The organism is Vibrio sp. R10-SF1-ISO8, from assembly GCF_059833805.1.
On sequence record NZ_JCBDHL010000007.1, the window covers coordinates 73,385 to 95,239 of the forward strand.

Consider the following 21,855-nt stretch of genomic DNA (forward strand, 5'->3'; position numbering starts at 1 on the left):
TATGATTAAAGTGGCAGCATTTTTTGATGTTGATGAAACGTTAATTCACACTAAAAGTATGTTTGATTTTTATCAGTTTTGGTGTGAAAAGTTTGGTCGAGAGGATGCCTATAGGCGCTACAGCTCAAAACTGGAAAAGAACAGAGCATCTGGGGTAGCGCGCGAGCAGTTGAACCGTGAGTATTATCAACAATATGAAGGACAAAACTACCATGATCTTGAGCGTGTTGCTTTAGAGTGGTTTCAAAGCCGTAGTAGTCCGAGCTTCTTCATTGAACATGCCGTGGCAGCTTTAAAAGAGCATCAACGTTTGGGGCATGTTGTGGTGTTTGTATCTGGCTCGATGTTACCGATCCTGCGGCCCATTGCCCAATTTCTGAATGTAAAACATATTCTGTGTACTTCCCTTATAGTTGACCAAGACGGCTTGGTCTCGGGCCGCATTGGTACTCCACAGACTATTGGCGAAGGAAAAAGAAACGCAATGTACACCTTTTGCCGTCAGCATGGTATTGAACTGACAAAGAGTTCTGCATATGGCGATGATATATCTGATTTGCCTATGCTGAAGGCCGTTAGTGATCCTGTGTGTGTAGGTGACAACCCGCAGCTTATCCAATATGCAATTACTCATGGTTGGAAGGTCTTAGGAGAAACGTTATGAATGAAGCCCAGAACAAAGGTATAGAAATTATGGAGGCCCTAGAACGAGGGCTAGCTAACAAGGTATGTAGTCGCTTAGCGGATTTGGATGAAAAACTACCAAGATTGATTACGGATTACGCGTTTGGCTCGGTCGTCGCTCGTCCTGGTTTAGATCTAAAAAACCGCGAAATGCTGACCGTTGCTTCTCTGATCAGCTTAGGTAACGCGACCCCCCAGCTTGAACTGCATATGAAAGCGGCGATAAACGTAGGGGTGTCACCTGAAGAGCTGCTTGAAGTGGTTATTCAGATGGCTGTTTATGCTGGTGTGCCAGCTTGTATGAATGGCCTAGCAAGTTACCGCAAGATTATGAATGAGAAAGGGCTAGTCCTTCCGGGTCTTAAAGAGGAAGTTGCGTAATGGAAGACATTGTTGTTGTTGCCGCAAAGCGAACACCTACTGGTGCATTTATGGGGGAGCTCTCTGGTTTGTCTGCACCTAAGCTTGGCAGCTTGGTGATCAAAGCCTTATTAGCTGATTCAGGCGTTAAACCAGAGCAAATCGATAGCGTCATTCTTGGGCAAGTTCTAACGGCTGGCTGTGGTCAAAATCCAGCTCGCCAAGCCGCAATTGGAGCCGGGTTAACACATAACGCGCAGTGTTTAACAGTCAACAAGGTTTGTGGTTCAGGCTTAAAGGCGGTTCATTTAGCGATGCAAGCAATCACTTGTGACAACGCTGAATTTGTTATTGCTGGTGGGCAAGAAAGTATGTCAAATGCGCCCCACATTTTACCTAACTCTAGAAAGGGCCAAAGATTGGGAGGAGCTGAGCTACACGATAGCTTGGTTCACGATGGTCTTTGGGATGCGTTTAATGATTATCACATGGGAGTGACGGCAGAAAACGTTGCCAATCAGTATGGAGTTGCTCGTTCCGATCAAGATGAGTTCGCGTTTCAATCTCACCAGAAAGCACTTGCGGCGCAAAAAGCCGGTTTGTTTGCGAATGAGATAGTGCCAATTGAAATGAGAGATCGAAAAGGCAATGTTCGTATTTTTAGTCAGGATGAAGGCCCCCGAGAAACAAGCGTGGACAAACTTGCTAGTTTGCAGCCCGTGTTTTCTAAGCAAGGTACAGTTACGGCAGGTAACGCATCATCACTCAATGACGGAGCGTCTGCATTGCTACTCTGTCATCGTGATACTGCAGAAAGGTACCAATTGAAGGTGCTTGCTAGCTTAGGGGAATTCAGCAATTCAGGCATTAACCCTGATGTTATGGGAGTGGCCCCTATTGAAGCTATCTCGAAATGCCTTGACCAATCTGGGTGGGAAGCAAGCGAGGTAGACCAGCTAGAGTGTAACGAAGCGTTTGCATCGCAAGCAATTGCCGTTGCTCGGGCAATAGACATTCCTGATGAGAAAATTAATCCATATGGTGGAGGTATTGCGTTGGGGCACGCGATTGGTTCTTCGGGAAGTAGAGTCCTAGTTACTCTTATTCATAGCCTTATAAGAGATAACAAAAATAAAGGTCTCGCTACTCTTTGCATTGGCGGTGGAGAAGGTGTTGCGATGAGTGTTTGTCGTCAACATGAATCGTATAGCAATGAATCTTAACTGCTATTTTCGGCTTATTAAGTCAGTGAGTTTATGTAATCTAGTTACATAAATTTTGGTTTAATTAGAATGGTTAATGGATATATAAATTCTTTTATAGGTCGATCTAATCATCACTGGTTCAACCAAGTTGGATAAATATAAATACTCAATGGTTAGGCAAATATAATGAATGTACTTATTACTGGAACTGAAAGCGGTATAGGCCGCGATGTTGCTATTAGATTATTAAAGGAAGGGCATAGCGTTTATGCATGTCATTATCGACCACTAGAAAACGTTGAAGAATATTACGAAAATATTCAAGACGAGCAACGCTTTTGTACCGCTGTGTTAGATGTTACGAATCATAGCCGAGTAGCTGAGGTTGCTAGCGAGGCTATAGAGTGCTTTGGCCAAATTCACGCAATTATTAATGTTGCGGGAATCGCCTATTTTGGCGATCCTGATAATGTCACTATTGATGAATGGGAAACGACATTTGATGTAAACGTACATGGTTATTTTCGATTGATAGACAATTTATTACCAAATCTAAAAAAAGTAGAAGACTCCATTATTATTAACACCTCTTCGATATGGGGGCTTCAGGGAAATGCAAACATGTATGCTTATGCTTCATCAAAGCATGCTGTAGAAGGTTTAACAAAAGGGCTTCAGGAATACGCCAAGAAAAATAGTATCAAGGTGACTAGCCTTGTACTTGATAAAGTGGATTCGAATTTTCGCAGCTTGATGGAAGATTATGTGAAAATCCCGAAGGAGAAGCAGAAAAATATGCTTTCTACTTCTGATGTTTCTGATGCTGTCATGTACATTCTAAATACATCTCGAACGGCTTTGGTATCGACTTTAGCTCTAGATGCATACCAATGGAGATAATAACAATGAGAACAAATTTTTATATTTATATAGGCATTATTCTTTCAACTGTTTTTTGGGGCTCTAACTTCAATGCAGGGGCGTTTGTCGTTGGACACTTGTCACCAATGGTAGCGGCAGCAGAGCGTTTTGTTATTGCAACATTTTTTATCATGGCCTACCTATTCTGGAAAGAGAAAAATAACTTAAGTGTATTGAGAAACAATGCCATTGTTTTTGCAATTCTTGGTTTGCTTGGAATTTCTGGTTTTAACTTGTCACTATTTATCGGACTGAAGAGTACTAGTGCTACAAATGGCGCGTTGATCATGGCAACTACACCAATCACCACTTTAATTATTTCGACTTTGTTGTCTAAAAGCAGAATTGCCATTAATCAAATGATTGGAATTCTGTTTAGTTTTTCAGGTGTTGTTTTTGTAATTAGCAAAGGCAATATGGATAACATCATAGAGCTGAACTTTTCAAAAGGGGATTTTATAATCTTCATTGGTAGTATATGTTGGTGTTTATATACAATTGGTTGTCAAAGGTTTATAAAAAACTCTTCAGCTCTACAAACGACTAGCTTTACCATGTTTTTTGGGACATTGGGGATAGTGTTATCGGCTGCTGTTAGTAGCGATATGATAACTGAACTCTTGTTTGCTCCAGTGAGTGTGCATTTTGCAGCTATTTATATGGGGATCGCGGGTTCGGTATTAGCGTACTTATTCTGGAATGTGGGATTGAGTAAGGTCGGTGCGGCTAATACCTCCATATTTTTCAATCTTGTTCCTGTATTTACGATGTTGATTACAGCGTGTACGGGCATTTTACCTAGTCCTTCACAGTTGACTGGCGCGCTCTTGGTGATTGTTGGTGTTGTCTTATCTACAGGAGGATATAAACTCATTGTTAAGACATCGAATCAACAAAATCTGGGTACGCAATAGCAAGAAGAATGGGCCTTAATTGAGTGAGGCCCATTTTTTGCGATAGAGTTTTAGACATTGACTCCTTTCATACCTTCTTCAGAGTAACGTTGCCCTTTTACTTCAAATTGAAGTGGGATGTTATTCAATGTTGTAAGGTCTTCTCTCTCTAAGATTATTTCAGATGCCTGAACATTTTCTTCGAGATAGTGCCGTTTCTTAGTTCCTGGGATAGGAACGATATGTTCATATTGAGCCAACAGCCATGCCAACGCGATCTGACCAGGTGTCGCTTGATATTTTTGTGCAATCGGCTGAATGATGTCTAGAATGCTGCGGTTGTGATTGATGTTCCCATCTAGGAATCGATCATTGGTTTTGCGAAAATCACCATCTGGGAGATCACTATTACGCGTTAACTTGCCCGTGAGGAAGCCTCTTCCTAGAGGAGAGTAGGGCACTAAGCCGATGTTATTGGTTTTCAGTGTTCCAAGAATATCTTCCTCAATGTCTCGAGTCCAAAGTGAGTACTCTGTTTGCAGAGCGGTGACTGGAAAGACTGAGTGTGCTTTAAGCAGTGTTTTCGAGGACACTTCACAAAGCCCGACATGAGCAATTTTGCCTTCTTTGACTAACTGTCCTAGGCAATCCATGCTCTGTTCGATGATCTTACTGTCGACTCGGTGAAGGTAAAACAAATCAATACACTCGACCCCTAAGCGCTGAAGAGATTCTTCGCAGCATTTGCGTATATAGTCCGGTGTGTTATTGATGCTGCGAGCATACGCAGCTTCTGCAGGGCGATCGATACCACATTTGGTGGCAATTTTAATTTGCTGGCGTTGAGAAGGTTGCAGTTTAGATAGGTAATAACCAATCAGCTCTTCATTGTGGCCACGTCCATAAAAGTTTGCGGTATCAATGAAGTCAACACCAAGCTCAAGTAACTGGTCAAGTAGCTTTAGAGATTGTAGGTCATTTGTTTCGCCATAGAATTCACTCAACCCCATCGCACCATAGCCAATTGAGCTGACGGTCAACCCATTTGCAAGTTCACGTTTAAGCATAAAGCCTCCTTATTTAGAGCTTAATTCTTTCATGATCGAATTAGGGGCTGAATTCTCTTTTTGCTTATACCTAAAAGGTATCACCATCAATTGCGAGTTACTGGGTCTCAGTGGTGGAACAAAAAAAGCAGACCTTAGGCCTGCTTTTATGTATTTAATATCACATCAGCGATTAACGCATGGTAACGAACTCTTCTGAGCCAGTCGGGTGGATGGCAACCACAGAATCGAAGTCTGCTTTAGTTGCGCCCATCTTCATCGCGACACCGAAGCCTTGAATCATCTCATCGACTGTGAAGCCGATGCCATGTAGGCCCACAACGGTTTCTTCTTCACCCGCGCAGACCAATTTCATCTTACATGGCTGACGGTGCTTAGTAACGGCAGTGTACATCGCGGTAAAGCCAGAGGTGTAAACTTTCACGTTGTCTTTGCCGTACTTCTCTTCCGCTTCTTGTGTCGTTAGACCAATGGTACCGATTGGTGGGTGGCTAAATACCACGGTAGGGACTAGGTTGTAGTCCATCTTCGCATTTGGCTTGTTGTTAAACAGGCGCTCAGATAACTGACGACCTGCTTTAACCGCAACAGGTGTGAGTTCGATACCACCTTCCATTATGTCGCCAACACAGTAGATACCTGGAACGTTAGTCGCTTGGAATTCATCGACCTTGATGTAACCGCGGTCGTTGGTTTCTACACCTGTTGAAGCTAGGTTGATTGCATCGGTTGCTGGGTGACGACCAATAGCCCAGATGAGTTGGTCAACGTTTTGCGTGTTGCCGTTCTCTAGGTGAAGAGTCAGGCTACCGTCTGCTTCTTTCACCACTTCTTTTGGAATAGAGTGAGTATGCAGTTTAGGCCCTTCAGCTTCCATTACTTCAACCAACGTTTCGATGATCATTGGATCAAAGCTACGTAGTGGCGACTCTTTACGTACGTAAAGGTGAGTTTCAGTGCCAAGTGCATTCAGTACACCTGCAATTTCTACTGCGATGTAGCCAGCACCGATAACCGCGACGCGCTTTGGCTGCTCTTGTAAGTCGAAAAAGCCATTTGAGTCGATGCCGTATTCTGCACCTGGAATGTTAGGAATAGTCGGGCGTCCACCTACTGCAATTAGGATGTGGTCAGCGGTGTAATGTTCGCCATTCACTTCGACCGTTTTCTCGTCAACAAACTTAGCAAAGCCTTTGATGACATTAACCTTGTTGTTGCCCAGTACACGATCGTAAGACTGGTGAATACGACCAATGTAAGCCTGACGACTCTCTACGAGCTTGCTCCAATCAAAGCCTTTAACGTCAATGTCAAAGCCGTAATCTTCAGCGTATAGGTTCATTGCATCTGCAACTTGAGCACCGTGCCACATAACCTTTTTTGGTACGCAGCCTACGTTTACACAGGTGCCACCTAGGTCTTGAGCTTCGATAAGTGCAACTTTAGCGCCGTACATAGCTGCGCGGTTTGCTGATGCGATACCGCCAGAGCCACCGCCGATACAGATGTAATCAAAATGAGTCGCCATTACTTTCTCCAAGATTATTAATTTTTCTGATAACAACTACATTGGGGTGAAAGTGAACGAACTCAATATCACCAAAATGATTTGTTATTTATCCCACCCTCTATCATAAATCGAGTCTAGCCATTTCCTAAATGGGAAAAAGTGACATTTTTTATGACAAATAACGATGAGTAGGTAGTAAAGCGGAATAAGGTGCTATTCCGCTTTATGTTTGAAAGGCTTAATCGCAGCAGCTAGTAGGGCCACAGCAGCCTTGGGTTTGAATATCTTTTCCTTCACCTAGGTAAGTATTGGTGAGGTAAAAGCTGTGGAATTTATCTTCAAAGTCACTGGAAACGGTCTTTTCTACCAGACCAGTGTCTAATAGGTTACGCTGCCAAGCCTGCATTTTAGGTAAACCGCATAAGAAATCGTACCCAGAATGCTCTTTTACGATGGCTGCTCGATGCAATAGTGGCAACCACGCCATATCGACATTGCTTAACTGGTTGGACTTAAAGAACTTATTGCCCTCACTGAGCTGATTTTCTGCTTTTCTAAACGCTGTTAGTAGTTTTCCTTCGCGTTGCTCAAAAGTCTCTTGGTCTTTACTACTCATCGTGCCGCATTGCGCAAGATAATGTTTAGAACCTAGGTAACTCCATGCTCGATCCAGCGCACGTTGCTCGTTGGTCACCCCCTGTTCAAGCGGGCCGTACTCATCTTCAATGTATTCAATGATGGCGTCTGATTCGAACAGAGCAGTTCCTGATTCTGTGACCATGACGGGTACCTGCCCATTAGGCGAGATATCTAAGAACCATTGTGGCTTGTTTTTTAGTTCGATGTATTCAATTTCATAAGGGATTTGCTTGGCTTCTAATGCCGCGGTGACACGTTGAACAAAAGGACAAATTTTAAAGCTAACAATCTTAAGCATGGTGTTTTCCTTAATTAGTGGAGTATTTACACTTACTAAGACGATGGAGAAAAACAAAAGACGACATTTAATATTAAAAATATCGAAATATTTTCTTTGCTCAATAAAAAAGGCGTAACCTCAATAGGTTACGCCCTTGAAAATTTAGCCAGATTTACTCTGGCACTATCCATTCGACTTTAAAGTGCCCAGTTGCTGGAGCAATGGCCTCTTTCAAGAAGGGGAGAATCTGGTTCATTTGGCTTTCTAGTTTCCACGGAGGGTTGATAACTATCATGCCTGATGCAGTCATACCACGCTCGTTGGTATCAGGGGTCACGCCCAGTTCTATTTGCAGTATTTTGCGAATGCCAAGACCTTCTAGGCCTTCAATCATATCTTCGATATCGCAGCGATTGACCACTGGGTACCAAATCGCGTAAATACCGGTCGCCCAACGTTTATGGCTTTGGTAAATCGCCTGTACCACGTCGCGATACTCTTTTGCTAGCTCGTAGGGCGGGTCAATCAAGACTAAGCCGCGACGCTCTTTAGGCGGTAAACTCGCTTTCAGACGCTTAAAACCATCTTCTTTATAGATGCTTACTTGGCGGTCACGATGAAATTCTTGTTCAAGTAACGGGTGATCGGCTGGGTGCAACTCAGTCAGTACCATGCGATCTTGCTGGCGCAGGTGAGCACGAGCGACGCGTGGTGAGCCTGGGTAATAACGCAGTGAATCACCGTTGTTTAGCGTCTTAATTGCCTCTAAATAGCTCTGAATATCTTCTGGAATATCATTTTGTTGCCAAACTCGGGCGATACCTTGTTTGTATTCACTGGTTTTCTCTGACCACTCGTGGGTTAAGTCATAACGACCAACACCTGAGTGAGTATCGTGATAAACAAACGGCTTTTCTTTCTGCTTCAGTGAGTTAAGAATAAGACTCTGAACGATATGTTTAATCACGTCTGCGTGGTTGCCGGCGTGAAAACTGTGGCGATAACTTAACAAAATGACACTCTCGAAATGGTCTTTAAACCATATTGAAGTTAGTACGAACGATTCGCCGATTATATACTCAGTGGCTTTGGGATGCTCGCATTTAGCAACAACTTAGCGAATCCCTTCTATTGAAAAATGACGACGCCACCTATATTTAATCTATAAGACGTTGAATATACTTAATAGACGAACCCGTCAGTTCGCTTGCCAATAAAAGGAATGATTTATGTCTAATCCACTTCTTAGCTTTACCGATTTGCCTCCATTTTCTCAGATCAAACCGGAACACGTTAAGCCAGCTGTTGAACAAGCGATTGCAGATTGCCGCGCTAAAATCGACAGCGTACTAGAGGGTAACAGTCAACCGACTTGGAACAGTGTGGTAGCGCCAATAGAAGAAGTGGATGACCGCTTAAGCCGTATTTGGTCACCAGTGAGCCATATGAACTCGGTGGTCAACAGCGATGAGCTACGCGAAGCCTACGAAAGTTGTCTGCCTCTGTTATCTGAGTATGGTACTTGGGTTGGGCAGCACAAGGGCCTATTTGAATCCTACAAGGCAATCAAAGCGAGCGAAGAGTTTGCCGCTTTGACTCAGGCACAAAAGAAAACCATCACTGACTCACTGCGTGATTTTGAGTTGTCAGGTATTGGTCTGCCTGCTGATGAGCAACATCGCTATGGTGAAATCAGCAAGCGTATGTCGGAGCTAGGCTCTAAGTTCTCTAACAATGTGCTCGATGCCACTATGGGTTGGACTAAGCATGTTGAAGATGAAGCGCAACTAGCAGGTATGCCAGAATCTGCGTTGGCGGCAGCAAAAGCGGCAGCTGAAGCAAAAGAGCTTAATGGTTACCTGCTGACTTTAGATATTCCTTCTTACTTGCCTGTAATGACTTACTGTGACAATCAAGAACTGCGCAAAGAGCTATATGAAGCGTATGTCACTCGCGCCTCAGATCGAGGCCCCAAAGCGGGCGAGTGGGACAACAGTGAGATCATCAATGAGCAATTGAAACTGCGTCATGAAATCGCACGTATGTTGGGTTTCAATACCTACAGTGAAAAATCGCTGGCGACTAAGATGGCGGAAAACCCTTCTCAGGTTCTTAGCTTCTTAAATGATTTAGCGAGCAAGGCTAAGCCTCAAGGTGAGCGTGAAGTAGAAGAGCTGCGTCAGTTTGCTAAGAGTGAGTTTGGCGTTGAAGCACTTAACCTTTGGGATATTGCTTACTACAGCGAGAAGCAAAAACAGCATCTGTTCCAAATTTCTGACGAAGAGTTACGCCCTTACTTCCCTGAAGCAAAAGCGGTCAGTGGTCTATTTGAAGTGCTAAATCGTGTCTTCGGTATGACGGTCACTGAACGTGAAGGGGTTGATACTTGGCATGAATCGGTACGCTTCTTTGATATCTTTGATGCAGATAGCAACCTTCGCGGTAGCTTCTATCTTGATTTGTATGCTCGTGAACACAAGCGCGGTGGTGCTTGGATGGATGAGTGCCGCGTGCGCCGTAACAATGAAAGTGGCGAGCTGCAAACACCGGTGGCGTACCTAACCTGTAACTTCAACCGTCCTGTCGGAGATAAACCGGCGCTGTTTACTCATGATGAAGTCGTGACCCTGTTCCACGAGTTTGGTCATGGTATACACCATATGCTGACTCAAGTGGAAACGGGTGCCGTATCAGGTATCAATGGCGTGCCTTGGGATGCGGTAGAGCTGCCAAGTCAGTTCCTTGAGAACTGGTGCTGGGAAGAAGATGCGTTGGCGTTTATTTCTGGTCACTTTGAAACAGGCGAGCCATTGCCGAAAGAAATGTTAGAGAAGATGCTAGCAGCGAAAAACTTCCAGTCTGCGATGTTCATTCTTCGTCAGCTTGAGTTTGGTCTGTTTGACTTTACTCTGCACACTGAGTTTGACCCAGAAGTTGGCCCACGTGTCTTAGATACACTGGCAGAAGTGAAATCAAAAGTCGCGGTGTTGCCAAGCTTAGAGTGGAACCGTTTCTCGCACAGCTTTAGCCACATCTTTGCTGGTGGTTACAGTGCGGGTTACTACAGCTACTTATGGGCAGAAGTGCTCTCGTCTGATGCGTTCTCACGTTTTGAGGAGGAAGGTATTTTCAATACCGAAACCGGTCAAAGCTTCTTGAACAACATTCTTGAAATGGGCGGCAGTGAAGAACCTATGGAGCTGTTTAAACGCTTCCGTGGTCGTGAGCCGCAGATTGATGCGTTACTGCGTCATTCAGGCATTGCTGCCTAACTTGAAAGTAAGAATTTAATCAATTCGAAACCGCCCCTCTGATACAGAGCGGCGGTTTTTGTTATTATGCCTCCCATTAATTGCATGGAGGTTTTATGTTGTTGAACAAAATTTTGTTAGGTGCTGGTTTAGCAGTGGTTATGTCAGGGTGTGCTGAGCTAAAAGAGGCGGGAACGGCCATCGGTCACGCAACTCGTGACACCACTACAGCGATAGGCCATGCAACCCGTGATACAACCAAGGCGATTGGTCATGCATCACGAGATGCGGTTAACTCTGTTAAAGAAGACTTATCTTCAGAAGGTTAGCCAAGTTTATTACGCAGTACTTTATCGGCTGAGATAACACCAGGACCCCAGACCACGACATTTAAGATCATTAAGCCCCATAGTTGGTGATCATAAAAGCCTTTGTCCCACAAAACGGGATAAGACACCACGGCGATAATGTTAAACACAAACAGGATCGCTGCCATTGGGCGAGAAAGTAGTCCTAAAGCAAGAAAAACAGGCAAGATCAGTTCAGCGGCCGTTCCCATATAGGCGGCCATTTCCCAAGGTAAAATCGGAACCTGATACTCGTACTCAAATAGGAATAGGGTACTGTCCCATGAGGCTATCTTGGTTAGCCCAGAATTAAAGAATACCCAAGCGACCCAAAGTCGACAAAACAGTAGCAGTAGCGGGACAAAGCCAGCTTGAAATCTGGCGACCCAGTTATCATAGCTCTCGAGCATATTCTTAATGGCGCTAGACATATTATTATCCTTCTAATGTGGCGAGCGAAAAACCTGCCAGTAGGTCATGTTGAGTGAGGAAGTCCAAATGGGCCAGTAGTGCTGGTGGGACTTCAGTGAGCATGCAGCCAGACAACAAATAATTGAGCAGTTCATAAGGCTCAGCGGTGAGAGCCAAAGTCCACACTCCGCTTTCTGCTGAGTAGGCAATAATCCCTTGCTCTGCTTGCTCTAAACTTAAACCATCAAAGTTGTTACTGTTGATGGCTTGCTGGAGTGAGAACAGCGCGTAAGATGACTGAAACGCAATCACTCCGGGTTTCAGGTGCAATTGAATCTGGGGTTGCTGATCTTCTGCCACATGAGCAAGTTGAGCCAATGGCCGTAAATCGTCAGCGAGACTTATCTGATTCCCCAGCTGCTGAGCAAGGTCGATATGCCATTCGAAACGAGCCACTTCTAAGCTATAAGGCGCCGCTTCAATCACCGCCGGAAAGCGTTCGATAGTCTGTTCGAAATGTTCCCCATAGTGGCTGACATCCCCGGCTTGCAACGGGTAGTTAAGTACGTGTTGGCGAGCAATTTGCTCAAAGCACTCTTCCCCCCACAGGGCGTGTAGCATAGGGTAGGTTGCTTGCAGGACTTCACTCAGGCTGATGATGAAGTTATTGCGATAAATCTGCATTCTCTCATCGGCACTGAAAACATCGCTGCAAATATTGCAATCTTCACCAGAGGCTTGGTAGTGCAGCGCTTTGGCAAAGGTGCTTTGTAATTCGCTTAGGGAAGGTGAAGCATTTGATGTCATGACACTTTCCTCTTCGCGGCTTGCCACTGATTGAGTTGTTCGCTCGCTATGGCTGCTTCTGCGAGCAAAACTTCTGGCTGTGGAATATCGAGATCCCACTCAATCAAGGTATGTCTTTCGCCATAGTGTTCTAACCAGAATTGATACAGTTGCCACACTTCATCACTGACAGGGCGGCTATGGGTATCGATCCACACTTCACCCTTTTCGAGCTGCTTGACAGTAAAACCTGCTAAATGAATTTCATCCACAGCCTCAGCTGGAATTGAAGCTAAATAATGATGGCTATCAAAGCCATGGTTGAATGCGGATACATGAATGTTGTTTAGGTCCAACAGCAGCCGACAATCAGTGCGCTTTTGGACTTCAGTTAAAAAGTCCCATTCACTAATCGTCGAGTGATTGAACTTCACATAGCTGGACGGGTTTTCAATCAGCATTGGTCGTTGCAGCGTATCTTGAACCTCAAGCACGTTGCGGCAAAAGATCGCTAAGGCTTCTTCAGTGTAAGGCAATGGCAGCAAATCATTGAAGTAATGGCCACCATTTTCACTCCAGCTTAAATGATCAGAAACCAGAAAAGGGTTTATCTCACTGATTAGAGCTTGCAGCTGTTTGAGGTGACGAAGGTTAACGCGTTCAACACTGCCTAATGATAGCCCGATACCGTGACAGCTAATTTGATAGTCGTTAGCAAGCTTACGTAGAGTTTGACGTGGTGCCGAATAGGGCTGGAAGTAGTTTTCACTATGGATTTCGAGCCATGACAGTGATGGTTTCTCTTGGCTGAAATAATCTAGGTGCGGTGAACGTAATCCCACCCCGACTTTATTATGAAAATGATCTGCATTCACTGGGCGTTCCTTGAAAGTAGAAGCGGCAGAAGTAAGGCGGCCGATTGAGCCTCAGGCCGCCTAAAATTTTTATTATGAAGATTGAGTGCTACCGCCTGTTAGCTTGCCACATAGACCTTTTGGTACGACTACGAAAGCATCCGTTTGGTTATCTTCTTTTGATGTACCTGCACATGAGCTGGTTTTAGTTGCACAGTCATTTTTACCTGCTTTTGCAACGCCGTAGCATTTTTCTTTCTCTGCTGCGACCGCTGGAGCAGCCGTTAACATTGTGCCACCAAGAGCAATTAAACCAGTAACAGCGGCAGTAACAGCAAGATTAGACTTTTTCATAGTAATTTCCTCAGACTTTATTCCTTTACTTTATGTGGGCAAGCGAATCATGAAGTAATTCATCAACTTGCTTAATTAAAAGGATAGAAAAGCTGCTTAAAAACTTTCAAAAAAATTATATGAAATAGCACTTTAATTACTTTTTATTATGTAACTGTTTGATTTAACTAATTTTTAACAAGTCATTTTTTTCTGGTTTTTTATTTGAACGCTGCTTATAGGGTGGGAAATGCGTATTTTCACTGCCTAATATCTGCACCTAGCATCTTGAGGTCACTCGGGTATAATGCCATTTCATGTATAGATAACCAGTAACTGAGCACACAATGGATCCTTCCTTACTTCTCGATGGTCTGAATGACAAGCAGCGTGAAGCCGTGGCTGCACCACTAGAAAACTTACTTGTATTGGCTGGCGCAGGCAGTGGTAAAACACGTGTGCTAGTGCATCGCATTGCGTGGTTGATGTCTGTTGAGCAAGCTTCGCCGTTCTCCATTATGTCGGTGACCTTCACCAATAAAGCGGCGGCGGAAATGCGCGGGCGTATTGAAGAGCTAATGATGGGTAGCGCTTCGGGCATGTGGAACGGTACATTCCATGGTATCTGTCATCGAATCCTTCGTGCTCACTATCTGGATGCCAAATTACCTGAAGATTTTCAGATCATTGACACAGACGATCAGCAGCGCTTATTGCGTCGTTTGATAAAAGCGCAAAACCTTGATGAAAAACAGTGGCCAGCGCGTCAGGTTAGTTGGTGGATCAATGGCAAAAAAGATGAAGGTCTACGCCCGAATCATATAGATGCTTATCATGATCCCGTCACTAAAACGTACTTGCAGCTTTATACGGCTTATCAAGAAGCTTGCGATCGAGCTGGTCTTGTCGATTTTGCTGAAATCCTGCTTCGTGCTCATGAGTTATTGCGTGATAACAAGTTTGTTCGAGAGCACTATCAAGCGCGCTTCAAACATATTTTGGTCGATGAATTCCAAGACACCAACAATATTCAGTACGCTTGGTTACGCATGATGGCTGGACCTGACTCTCATGTCATGATTGTGGGTGATGACGATCAGTCTATCTATGGTTGGCGCGGAGCAAAAATCGAGAACATTGAGAAATTCACCCGAGAGTTCCCAAGCGTTAACACTATTCGTCTTGAGCAAAACTATCGCTCAACAAAAACCATCCTAGAGGCGTCGAACACCCTGATTGCCAATAATACTGAGCGAATGGGTAAAGAGCTGTGGACGGACGGCGCGGAAGGTGAGCCAATTTCGGTTTACTCTGCCTATAACGAGTTGGATGAAGCGCGCTTTGCCGTGAATAAGATAAAGGAATGGCAAGACAAAGGCGGAGCGCTGAATGATGCCGCTATGCTGTATCGAAATAACGCCCAGTCACGTGTACTCGAGGAAGCGTTGATTCAGGCAGGCTTACCTTATCGTATTTATGGTGGTATGCGATTCTTCGAACGCCAAGAAATCAAAGATGCACTTAGCTATCTGCGCTTAATGGCTAATCGTAACGATGACGCGGCTTTTGAGCGAGTGGTGAACACGCCAACTCGTGGCTTAGGGGATAAAACGCTAGAGACGATTCGTTTTGCTGCGCGCGATCGCGGTTGCACCATGTGGGAAGCTAGCGTTGCGCTCCTGGATGAAAAAGTCTTAGCTGGTCGTGCTGCTGGAGCTTTAAGCCGCTTCGTTGAATTGGTTAACGCCTTAGAAGATGACACATGTGAGTTGTCATTGCATGAGCAAACCGACCACGTCATCAAGTACTCAGGCTTGTTCGCTATGTACGAGCAAGAAAAAGGCGAGAAGTCTAAAGCTCGCATTGAGAACTTGGAAGAGCTGGTAACGGCAACCCGCCAGTTTGAAAAGCCAGAAGAAGCGGAAGAAATGACCCTACTGACGGCTTTCTTGACTCATGCCGCGTTGGAAGCGGGTGAAGGTCAGGCTGACGAGTTTGAAGATGCCGTTCAGCTTATGACACTGCACAGCGCAAAAGGTCTAGAGTTCCCGCTTGTGTTTATGGTCGGTGTGGAAGAAGGCATGTTCCCAAGCCAGATGTCTGCGGAAGAAGCAGGGCGTTTGGAAGAGGAGCGCCGCCTTTGTTATGTGGGCATGACGCGAGCAATGGAAAAACTCTACATCACGTACGCAGAGATGCGCCGTTTATACGGTCAGGATAAGTACCATAAGCCATCCCGTTTTATTCGTGAATTGCCAGAGACCTGTCTTGATGAAGTGCGTATGAAAGCGCAGGTGAGTCGTCCGGCAAGCTCAGGTCGCTTTAGCCAGACTGTGGTTAAAGAGAGTTTCAATGAAACTGGCTTTAGTTTGGGCTCGCGAGTTATGCACCCTAAGTTTGGTGAGGGTACCATTATCAACTTTGAAGGCAGTGGTCCACAAAGTCGTGTACAAGTCGCCTTTAACGGTGAAGGCATCAAATGGTTAGTCACTGCTTATGCGAAGCTAGAAACGCTGTAAGTACATTACTTCCTACATGTTCAATTTCATACCAAAAGAGCTGCCACAGGGCAGCTCTTCTTTTTGAACACAATTTATAGTGATGCTAGTGCGGCATCATAGTTTGGTTCTTCAGTGATTTCTGCTACGAGCTCACTGTGAGTAATCAGGCCTTCTTCATTTACACACACTACGGCACGGGCTGTTAAGCCTGCAAGTGCACCTTCTGAGATGGCGACACCATAAGCTTGAGCAAATTCTGGAGAGCGAAATGTTGAAGCGTGTTGCACGCCTTCAATGCCTTCCAATTCACAGAAGCGAGCTGCGGCAAACGGCAGGTCAGCTGAGATACACAGTACAACCGTATTGTCTTTGCTTGCCGCTTTCTCATTAAACGCACGAACGCTTTGCGCGCATACTGGGGTATCAATGCTAGGAAAGATATTCAGAATGACTTGTTTGCCTTTCAGTGAACCAAGAGTCAGTTCAGAAAGATCGCCAGCGGTGAGAGAAAATGCACTGGCTTGAGATCCCTTCGCAGGAAAAGAGCCAGAAACAGGTACAGCAGCGCCTTGAAAAGTAACTTGTGACATGAAAATAGTCCTTATTTTACGTGTGGTTATGAAACTAGGTGAATTTCATGCTAAACACATTACGTACAAGTGGCGAAAAAGTGAACTGTCAAAGTGTGAATTTTTATGTAACTAGGGGATTGGTTCAATTCAGGTTGGATTAGGTAAAGAAAAACCCCGAGGGCGTGAGCCCATCGGGGTTATAGTCTTACTCGCAGCAATCCGGCTACTATAGGTGCTCCATGCATCTAATCCTTGATAGTATGCTGACGTCCTTCAGCTTAGTCCATTCATCGCCATCCTAGCGGTGTCCTTGACCCTATCCTGGTCTGCTAACAATCCTCGTTAGCTCACTTCGCTTGTTCCTTGAGCGGTGTCCTTTTCATCGTCCTGATGATAAGTCCTTTCCTCGTCCAGAGGTGTCCATTTCCCATCCTTAGTAGCAACCATCCTAGTTACTATTGCGTCCGTTCAATGTCCAATTCGCTTTCCATGCCGATTACTCATCCTAAGCAACCGTATCTTCTTCCTGAAGATTACCTAATCCGTGGTAATTTCCTGTTCCGTGTCAGCATCCTTCCGACACCATTCATATTACTCGTCTAACGAATTTCAGCAATATAAGGCAAACGTTTTTCTACATAAAAATTCGTTTATGTTTTATACATATTATTATAAAACAATTGCTTAGGTTTCTTTGTTTACATTTTTCTCAGCCAAAAAGCTATTTTTACTCACTTGCTTGTGAGAGATCTCGCACAAGCAAGTGAGTCGATCTACTCTATTTACCGATTGCTGTACCTTCTCGTCGTTGATCAGCGGCGCCTTGCAATTGGTTATCTTGCAGTAAAATCGCGTGTAATCCTGAGTTCAGATCGCGAACATTGACCTTAAAGCCCATTTCCTCTAGTTGAGGTTTGAATTTTTCCGCGCTAGTACCTTGCTCTACGTCTAAAGTGCCGAAACGGTTCAACAGATGAGGTTGGTTGGTTGCTTGCTGAATATCCATTCCCCATTGAGTGTGGGCAATAATGGCTTGTGCGACATAACCAATAATACGACTGCCGCCCGGTGAGCCAATAGCCATATATGGTTTGTCATCTTGCATGATGATGGTTGGTGCCATTGATGAACGTGGACGTTTTCCTGGTTCTAAACGGTTCGCAATCGGCTTACCTTCTTTATGAGAGCGGAAAGAGAAATCGGTCAGCTCATTGTTGAGTAGGAAGCCATTGGTCATCAAGCGTGAGCCAAATGCATTCTCAATCGTTGTGGTGATGGAAACCACGTTGCCTTGTTTATCGACCACATTGAAGTGGCTGGTTGAAGGTAGCTCGATGGATTCATCCATGCTTTGACGCTGTGCATAGCTCCAAGGTGGGCTACCTGCACTCACTGAGTCTAGTGCTTTACCTGGTTGAATGAGTTGTGCGCGCTGCTTTAGATATTCTTTATCGAGTAAACCTTGGGTTGGCATCGGCACAAAGTCTTCATCTGCCATGTACATACCGCGATCGGCAAAGGCTAAGCGAGATGCGTCTGCAATCACTTGCCATGATTTTGCATTATCTGGTCCCCAAGACTTGAGGTCGAAACTCTCGGTAATAGATAAGATCTGGCCAACAGTCAGAGCACCTGAACTTGGCGGCCCCATTCCACAGACATCAAAGCTTTGGTAAGCCGAGCACACCGCGTCTCTTTGCTTAATTGAGTACGCATCAAAGTCTTTCTGGGCGAGTACCCCTGGGTTACCGGCGGCACTCTGCACCGTTTCGATAATATCTTCAGCGATTTCACCCTGATAGAAAGCTTGCGCGCCACCTTTAGCAATCGCAGTGAGTGTTACCGCATACTCTGGGTTTTTAAGTAAGGTACCCGCCGTTTTAGGTGAGCCATCTGGATTGAAGAAGTAAGCTTTCGTGGTGGCAAAGCGGCTTAGACGCTCGGCATCTTTCTCTATTAGTGTCGCTAGGCGTGGACTGATCTCAAAGCCTTGTTTGGCAACGTTGACAACTGGTTGGATAAGATCTGCCCAAGCAAGTTTGCCGTATTTTTGGTGTGTATCCCACATCAACTTGACGGTACCCGGCGTACCTACTGATCGTCCGCCTACCACTGCGTCGTAAAACTTCAGTGGTTCGCCATTGACGTCTTGGAATAGACGAGGTGTCGCATCGAGTGGAGCTGTTTCTCGGCCGTCATACGTGGTGAGTTGCTGATTTTTGGCGTCCCAATAGACAAGGAACGCGCCACCACCAATACCTGAAGATTGTGGTTCAACCAAACCTAGCATTAGCTGGGTGGTGACCATAGCATCAATCGCGTTACCCCCTTTGGCAAGAATATCTGCGCCCGCTTGGGTAGCGATTGGGTTCGCTGCTGTCACCATCCACTCTTTGGCGGTAACCAGTTGTTTGTTCTCTAGACCACTACTGTGCTCGGGCGCTACAGAGTCGGCTGCTTGATTGGCCCAGGTTGTCGCTGACGTTGCAAGCAAACATGTGGTTAGAAATTTGAGTTTCCACTGCATCTTGTTCTCCTTTTTATTTATGCAGACCAAGAGTGACAGTGGAATAGGTTTAGGTCTAAGGGTTTGTTATCAAATTGTAATCTTGAATCAAATTTTAGACACCAATGGATTAAAACAGAGCAGTGATCGCCGTGGTAGATTGCCAAAGAATGCCAAGTCCAAGCACGGTAAACAAAATGCCGCATAACCCATCAACGTAGTGGGCCGTCGCTTTTATCTTGCGTTGCATACGTTGGGTGGAGAGAGCCCAAGCGAGAAAGGAAAACCACAGTAATGAAATACTCCATAAGATCATCAGTGCCATCCCCTTTCCGGTTAGTGACATGCTGGCTGGTACAAGGCTCGACATAAGGCTGACAAAAAACACCAGTGCTTTGGGGTTAAGGATGTTGGTTGCAAAGCCGCGCGAAAAAGCTTGGCGTTTGTTGCCGAGAAGCAGGCTTGGCTGCTCTGCAGAAGCGCTTTCTTTTACTTTCGCGTTACGCAAACTCGCCCAGCTCGCTTTAAGCGCGCCAAAGCCTAAGTAGAAAAGGTAGCTACCGCCAGCGAGCTGAAGCAAAGCAAACAGAGTTGGCTGTTGGTGAACCAGATAGCTGATGCCAGTTAGGCTAAGAATGGAGTGTAGTAAGATGCCACACGAAAGACCCAAAGCAATATACAACCCAGTTTGACGACCATAGCGTGTCGCATTCTGTACCACTAAGGCAAAATCAGGGCCTGGACTCATAAGAGCAACAAAGTGAACCACGGCTAAGGTGGTGAGGATAGTTATTTCGTTCATCGGACTCGATTGATGATTTTAGATAGCTTTAGTGTGCTATGGATTGCCTGTGAAAGATTGTAAAAAATTGACACTAGCTAATTTGCGAAGGATTAACGCCGTAAGTGGACTTAAACGCTTTGCTAAAATGGGCCTGATCATAGAAACCTACTTGATATGCCACTTCAGTTCCGCTCACTCCGGATCTAAGCAGTTTCATTCCTTGCTCCATGCGCAGACGGCTCAGCCATGCGTAGGGGGTTAAGCCGACTTTGGCTTTAAAATGGCGTTGAAACTGGGTTGGGCTCAGCTCACACAGCTGTGACAGTTGCTCTAATCGTACTGGCTGATCGAGATTGTCTAACAGATACTCTTTTAAGGTAGCCATAGATTGGTTACCTAAAGGGACTGCGCGCTTTTGCTCTAAACTGCCGTAGTGGCTAAACAGGCGTTCAAATCCTTCGTAAGGTAAGCAATCTTTTGCCAGTTGGCTGATGTTATTGTCTGTTAGCAATTGGTGCAATTGAGAAAGGGGCTGAAACACTTTCTGATCAGAAATAATCAGTTGCTTGAAATGAAGTAAGTCACTCGGTTGCTTTAGCTGAGCAAGGTCGCTAAACCACTCAGGGTCAAGTGCAAACACTCGGGTTTGATAACCGGACTCCAACATGGATTTTCCATCATGCAGTTCATCAGGGGGCATGATGACTAATTGCCCTTCACCAACATGATGGCTAGCACCTTTATAGTGGAACTTTTGTTGTCCACCCGTGATAAGACCAATATGAAAATCAAGATGATAGTGGCGTGAAAAAGCGAACGACTGATAGTTCGCTTCAATCAGGCTGATCTCTTTGTTCTCAGTACTGTGGTAATTGACCTTATCCATAAAACTAAAAAAGCTTGATGAGTTTTTCATCAAGCTTATATGTGGGTAAGCGATTTGTCTTGTAAAAAACGATCAGTGTGCTTTTGTCGCTTTCTTCGATTGTCTGTTATTGGTTAGGCCGTCAAAACTGAAGATAACTAAAGCGCCCCAAATAAAGGCGAAGGTAATCGCTTTATCGAGAGTGAAAGCTTCGCCATATACAAGTACGGCCAGCAAAAACATCAAGCTAGGGCCTATGTACTGGAAGAAGCCTAAAGTCGATAGCTTTAAGCGTGTTGCTGCGCCAGTAAAACAAAGGAGCGGCAAGGTCGTGACGATACCTGCTGAAATGAGTAGTAAATTCAGGTCGAGCGGATTCTTGGTCAAGTGTGACGTTGGGCTGTCAGCAATCCACAGCAAGTAGATAGCTGCGGCTGGAAGTAGCACCAAAGTTTCTATAAACAGGCCAGTTTGAGCTTCAAGGCTGACTTTTTTACGTAATAGGCCGTAGAAACCAAAAGTCAGCGCCAAAGTGATCGCAACAATCGGGATTGAGCCAAACACAAACAGTTGGACCAACACTCCACAAGCGGCGAGTGCGACGGCAAACCACTGTAGTTTACGTAACCTTTCTCCCAAAAAGAGCATCCCCAACAGCACGTTAATCAACGGGTTGATGTAGTAACCCAGACTGGCGTCGAGCATATGATCGGAGTTCACCGCCCAGATGAATATCAGCCAGTTAGCGCCAACTAAAACCGCAGTGGTCACTAAATAAAGCAGCTTCTGTTTCGACTTGATCACGTCGCGAACATTACGCCAACGACGACCAAAGTGAAGCAGGGCAGCGAGTAAGAAGAAAGACCACACAACGCGGTGACTTAAAATCTCTAATGGGGAGACTTCGGCCAAAGCCTTGAAGTAGATTGGTGCGATGCCCCACATGGTGTATGCCCCAATGGCAAGAAAGACACCCTGTTTCGCTCGCTGTTGTTCTTCTGGAGTCATTTATCTTTACTCGATCATAATTTTTACAAATTGAAACAAGCAGTATAAGGAGCATAATCCGATTCACCTAACAATTTG

22 protein-coding genes are annotated in these 21,855 nt (G+C 45.1%); 9 read left to right on the forward strand and 13 right to left on the reverse strand.

Going from position 1 to position 21,855, the window contains the following annotated elements; all coding sequences use genetic code 11:
- Window position 1 precedes the first annotated feature (1 nt).
- From AC6R00_RS03565 to AC6R00_RS03585, 5 genes are all read left to right on the forward strand, one after another.
- Window positions 2–664 carry an HAD family hydrolase gene (locus AC6R00_RS03565; protein ID WP_500639349.1) on the forward strand — a complete coding sequence of 221 codons (663 nt, stop codon included), beginning with the start codon at window positions 2–4 and terminating at the stop codon, window positions 662–664.
- Window positions 661–1,065 (forward strand): carboxymuconolactone decarboxylase family protein, encoded by a 405-nt coding sequence (locus AC6R00_RS03570; protein ID WP_500639350.1) that lies wholly within the window; start codon window positions 661–663, stop codon window positions 1,063–1,065. The genes AC6R00_RS03565 and AC6R00_RS03570 overlap by 4 nt, the downstream gene beginning before the upstream one ends.
- Entirely contained in the window at window positions 1,065–2,267 is a 1,203-nt protein-coding gene (locus AC6R00_RS03575) for an acetyl-CoA C-acetyltransferase (protein ID WP_500639351.1), read from the forward strand. The genes AC6R00_RS03570 and AC6R00_RS03575 overlap by 1 nt, the downstream gene beginning before the upstream one ends.
- 168 nt (window positions 2,268–2,435) lie before the next feature.
- On the forward strand, window positions 2,436–3,149 hold the full coding sequence (locus AC6R00_RS03580) for an SDR family oxidoreductase (protein WP_500639352.1): 714 nt from the start codon (window positions 2,436–2,438) through the stop codon (window positions 3,147–3,149).
- A gap of 5 nt (window positions 3,150–3,154) precedes the next feature.
- Window positions 3,155–4,084 carry a DMT family transporter gene (locus AC6R00_RS03585; RefSeq protein ID WP_284190450.1) on the forward strand — a complete coding sequence of 310 codons (930 nt, stop codon included), beginning with the start codon at window positions 3,155–3,157 and terminating at the stop codon, window positions 4,082–4,084.
- A 50-nt stretch (window positions 4,085–4,134) separates the two neighbouring features.
- On the opposite strand, the gene AC6R00_RS03590 is transcribed toward AC6R00_RS03585, so the two are convergent.
- The 4 genes from AC6R00_RS03590 to AC6R00_RS03605 form a co-directional block, all read right to left on the reverse strand.
- Window positions 4,135–5,130, reverse strand: coding sequence for an aldo/keto reductase (locus tag AC6R00_RS03590; RefSeq protein WP_371720328.1), 996 nt, complete (start codon window positions 5,128–5,130; stop codon window positions 4,135–4,137).
- 172 nt (window positions 5,131–5,302) lie between these two features.
- On the reverse strand, window positions 5,303–6,658 hold the full coding sequence (gorA, locus tag AC6R00_RS03595) for a glutathione-disulfide reductase (protein WP_004745525.1): 1,356 nt from the start codon (window positions 6,656–6,658) through the stop codon (window positions 5,303–5,305).
- 220 nt (window positions 6,659–6,878) lie between these two features.
- Window positions 6,879–7,577 (reverse strand): glutathione S-transferase family protein, encoded by a 699-nt coding sequence (locus AC6R00_RS03600; RefSeq protein ID WP_500639353.1) that lies wholly within the window; start codon window positions 7,575–7,577, stop codon window positions 6,879–6,881.
- A gap of 154 nt (window positions 7,578–7,731) precedes the next feature.
- On the reverse strand, window positions 7,732–8,571 hold the full coding sequence (locus AC6R00_RS03605; protein WP_004745523.1) for a 23S rRNA (adenine(2030)-N(6))-methyltransferase RlmJ: 840 nt from the start codon (window positions 8,569–8,571) through the stop codon (window positions 7,732–7,734).
- Between the two features lie 217 nt (window positions 8,572–8,788).
- Between AC6R00_RS03605 and prlC the strand changes: the two genes are divergently transcribed.
- Complete coding sequence (prlC, locus tag AC6R00_RS03610) at window positions 8,789–10,831, forward strand: oligopeptidase A (protein ID WP_500639354.1); 2,043 nt, start codon at window positions 8,789–8,791, stop codon at window positions 10,829–10,831.
- A 95-nt stretch (window positions 10,832–10,926) separates the two neighbouring features.
- Entirely contained in the window at window positions 10,927–11,139 is a 213-nt protein-coding gene (locus AC6R00_RS03615) for a hypothetical protein (RefSeq protein WP_500639355.1), read from the forward strand.
- Here AC6R00_RS03615 and AC6R00_RS03620 read toward each other — a convergent pair.
- The 4 genes from AC6R00_RS03620 to AC6R00_RS03635 all read right to left on the reverse strand — a co-directional run bounded on the left by AC6R00_RS03620 (window position 11,136) and on the right by AC6R00_RS03635 (window position 13,562).
- Complete coding sequence (locus AC6R00_RS03620) at window positions 11,136–11,588, reverse strand: DoxX family protein (protein ID WP_500639356.1); 453 nt, start codon at window positions 11,586–11,588, stop codon at window positions 11,136–11,138. The two genes, AC6R00_RS03615 and AC6R00_RS03620, sit on opposite strands and share 4 nt — an antisense overlap.
- 4 nt (window positions 11,589–11,592) lie before the next feature.
- A complete protein-coding gene (locus AC6R00_RS03625) occupies window positions 11,593–12,375 on the reverse strand; it encodes an HvfC/BufC N-terminal domain-containing protein (protein ID WP_500639357.1) in 783 nt (260 codons plus the stop codon).
- Window positions 12,372–13,229 carry an MNIO family bufferin maturase gene (bufB, locus tag AC6R00_RS03630; RefSeq protein WP_500639358.1) on the reverse strand — a complete coding sequence of 286 codons (858 nt, stop codon included), beginning with the start codon at window positions 13,227–13,229 and terminating at the stop codon, window positions 12,372–12,374. The genes AC6R00_RS03625 and bufB overlap by 4 nt, the downstream gene beginning before the upstream one ends.
- 72 nt (window positions 13,230–13,301) lie before the next feature.
- Entirely contained in the window at window positions 13,302–13,562 is a 261-nt protein-coding gene (locus AC6R00_RS03635) for a BufA1 family periplasmic bufferin-type metallophore (RefSeq protein ID WP_004745517.1), read from the reverse strand.
- 326 nt (window positions 13,563–13,888) lie between these two features.
- On the opposite strand from AC6R00_RS03635, the gene uvrD reads away from it, so the two are divergent.
- Window positions 13,889–16,060, forward strand: a complete 2,172-nt coding sequence (gene uvrD / locus AC6R00_RS03640) for a DNA helicase II (RefSeq protein WP_004745516.1) — start codon at window positions 13,889–13,891, stop codon at window positions 16,058–16,060.
- A 74-nt stretch (window positions 16,061–16,134) separates the two neighbouring features.
- Here the strand turns inward: uvrD and tpx are convergent, their stop codons facing one another.
- A complete protein-coding gene (tpx, locus tag AC6R00_RS03645) occupies window positions 16,135–16,632 on the reverse strand; it encodes a thiol peroxidase (protein WP_500639359.1) in 498 nt (165 codons plus the stop codon).
- A 453-nt stretch (window positions 16,633–17,085) separates the two neighbouring features.
- Between tpx and AC6R00_RS03650 the strand changes: the two genes are divergently transcribed.
- The gene (locus tag AC6R00_RS03650; RefSeq protein ID WP_272236456.1) at window positions 17,086–17,217 is read left to right on the forward strand and encodes a hypothetical protein; all 132 of its coding nucleotides are present in this window, start codon (window positions 17,086–17,088) and stop codon (window positions 17,215–17,217) included.
- 175 nt (window positions 17,218–17,392) lie between these two features.
- Here AC6R00_RS03650 and ggt read toward each other — a convergent pair whose 3' ends face one another.
- From ggt to rarD, 4 genes are all read right to left on the reverse strand, one after another.
- Window positions 17,393–19,141: a gamma-glutamyltransferase gene (ggt, locus tag AC6R00_RS03655; RefSeq protein WP_500639360.1), complete on the reverse strand. Its 1,749-nt coding sequence runs from the start codon at window positions 19,139–19,141 to the stop codon at window positions 17,393–17,395.
- A gap of 109 nt (window positions 19,142–19,250) precedes the next feature.
- The gene (locus AC6R00_RS03660; protein WP_494506079.1) at window positions 19,251–19,922 is read right to left on the reverse strand and encodes a LysE family transporter; all 672 of its coding nucleotides are present in this window, start codon (window positions 19,920–19,922) and stop codon (window positions 19,251–19,253) included.
- Window positions 19,923–19,995: 73 nt separating this feature from the next.
- Window positions 19,996–20,790, reverse strand: a complete 795-nt coding sequence (locus AC6R00_RS03665) for an AraC family transcriptional regulator (protein ID WP_500639361.1) — start codon at window positions 20,788–20,790, stop codon at window positions 19,996–19,998.
- Window positions 20,791–20,862: 72 nt separating this feature from the next.
- Entirely contained in the window at window positions 20,863–21,777 is a 915-nt protein-coding gene (rarD, locus tag AC6R00_RS03670; protein WP_500639362.1) for an EamA family transporter RarD, read from the reverse strand.
- Between the last annotated feature and the right edge of the window lie 78 nt (window positions 21,778–21,855).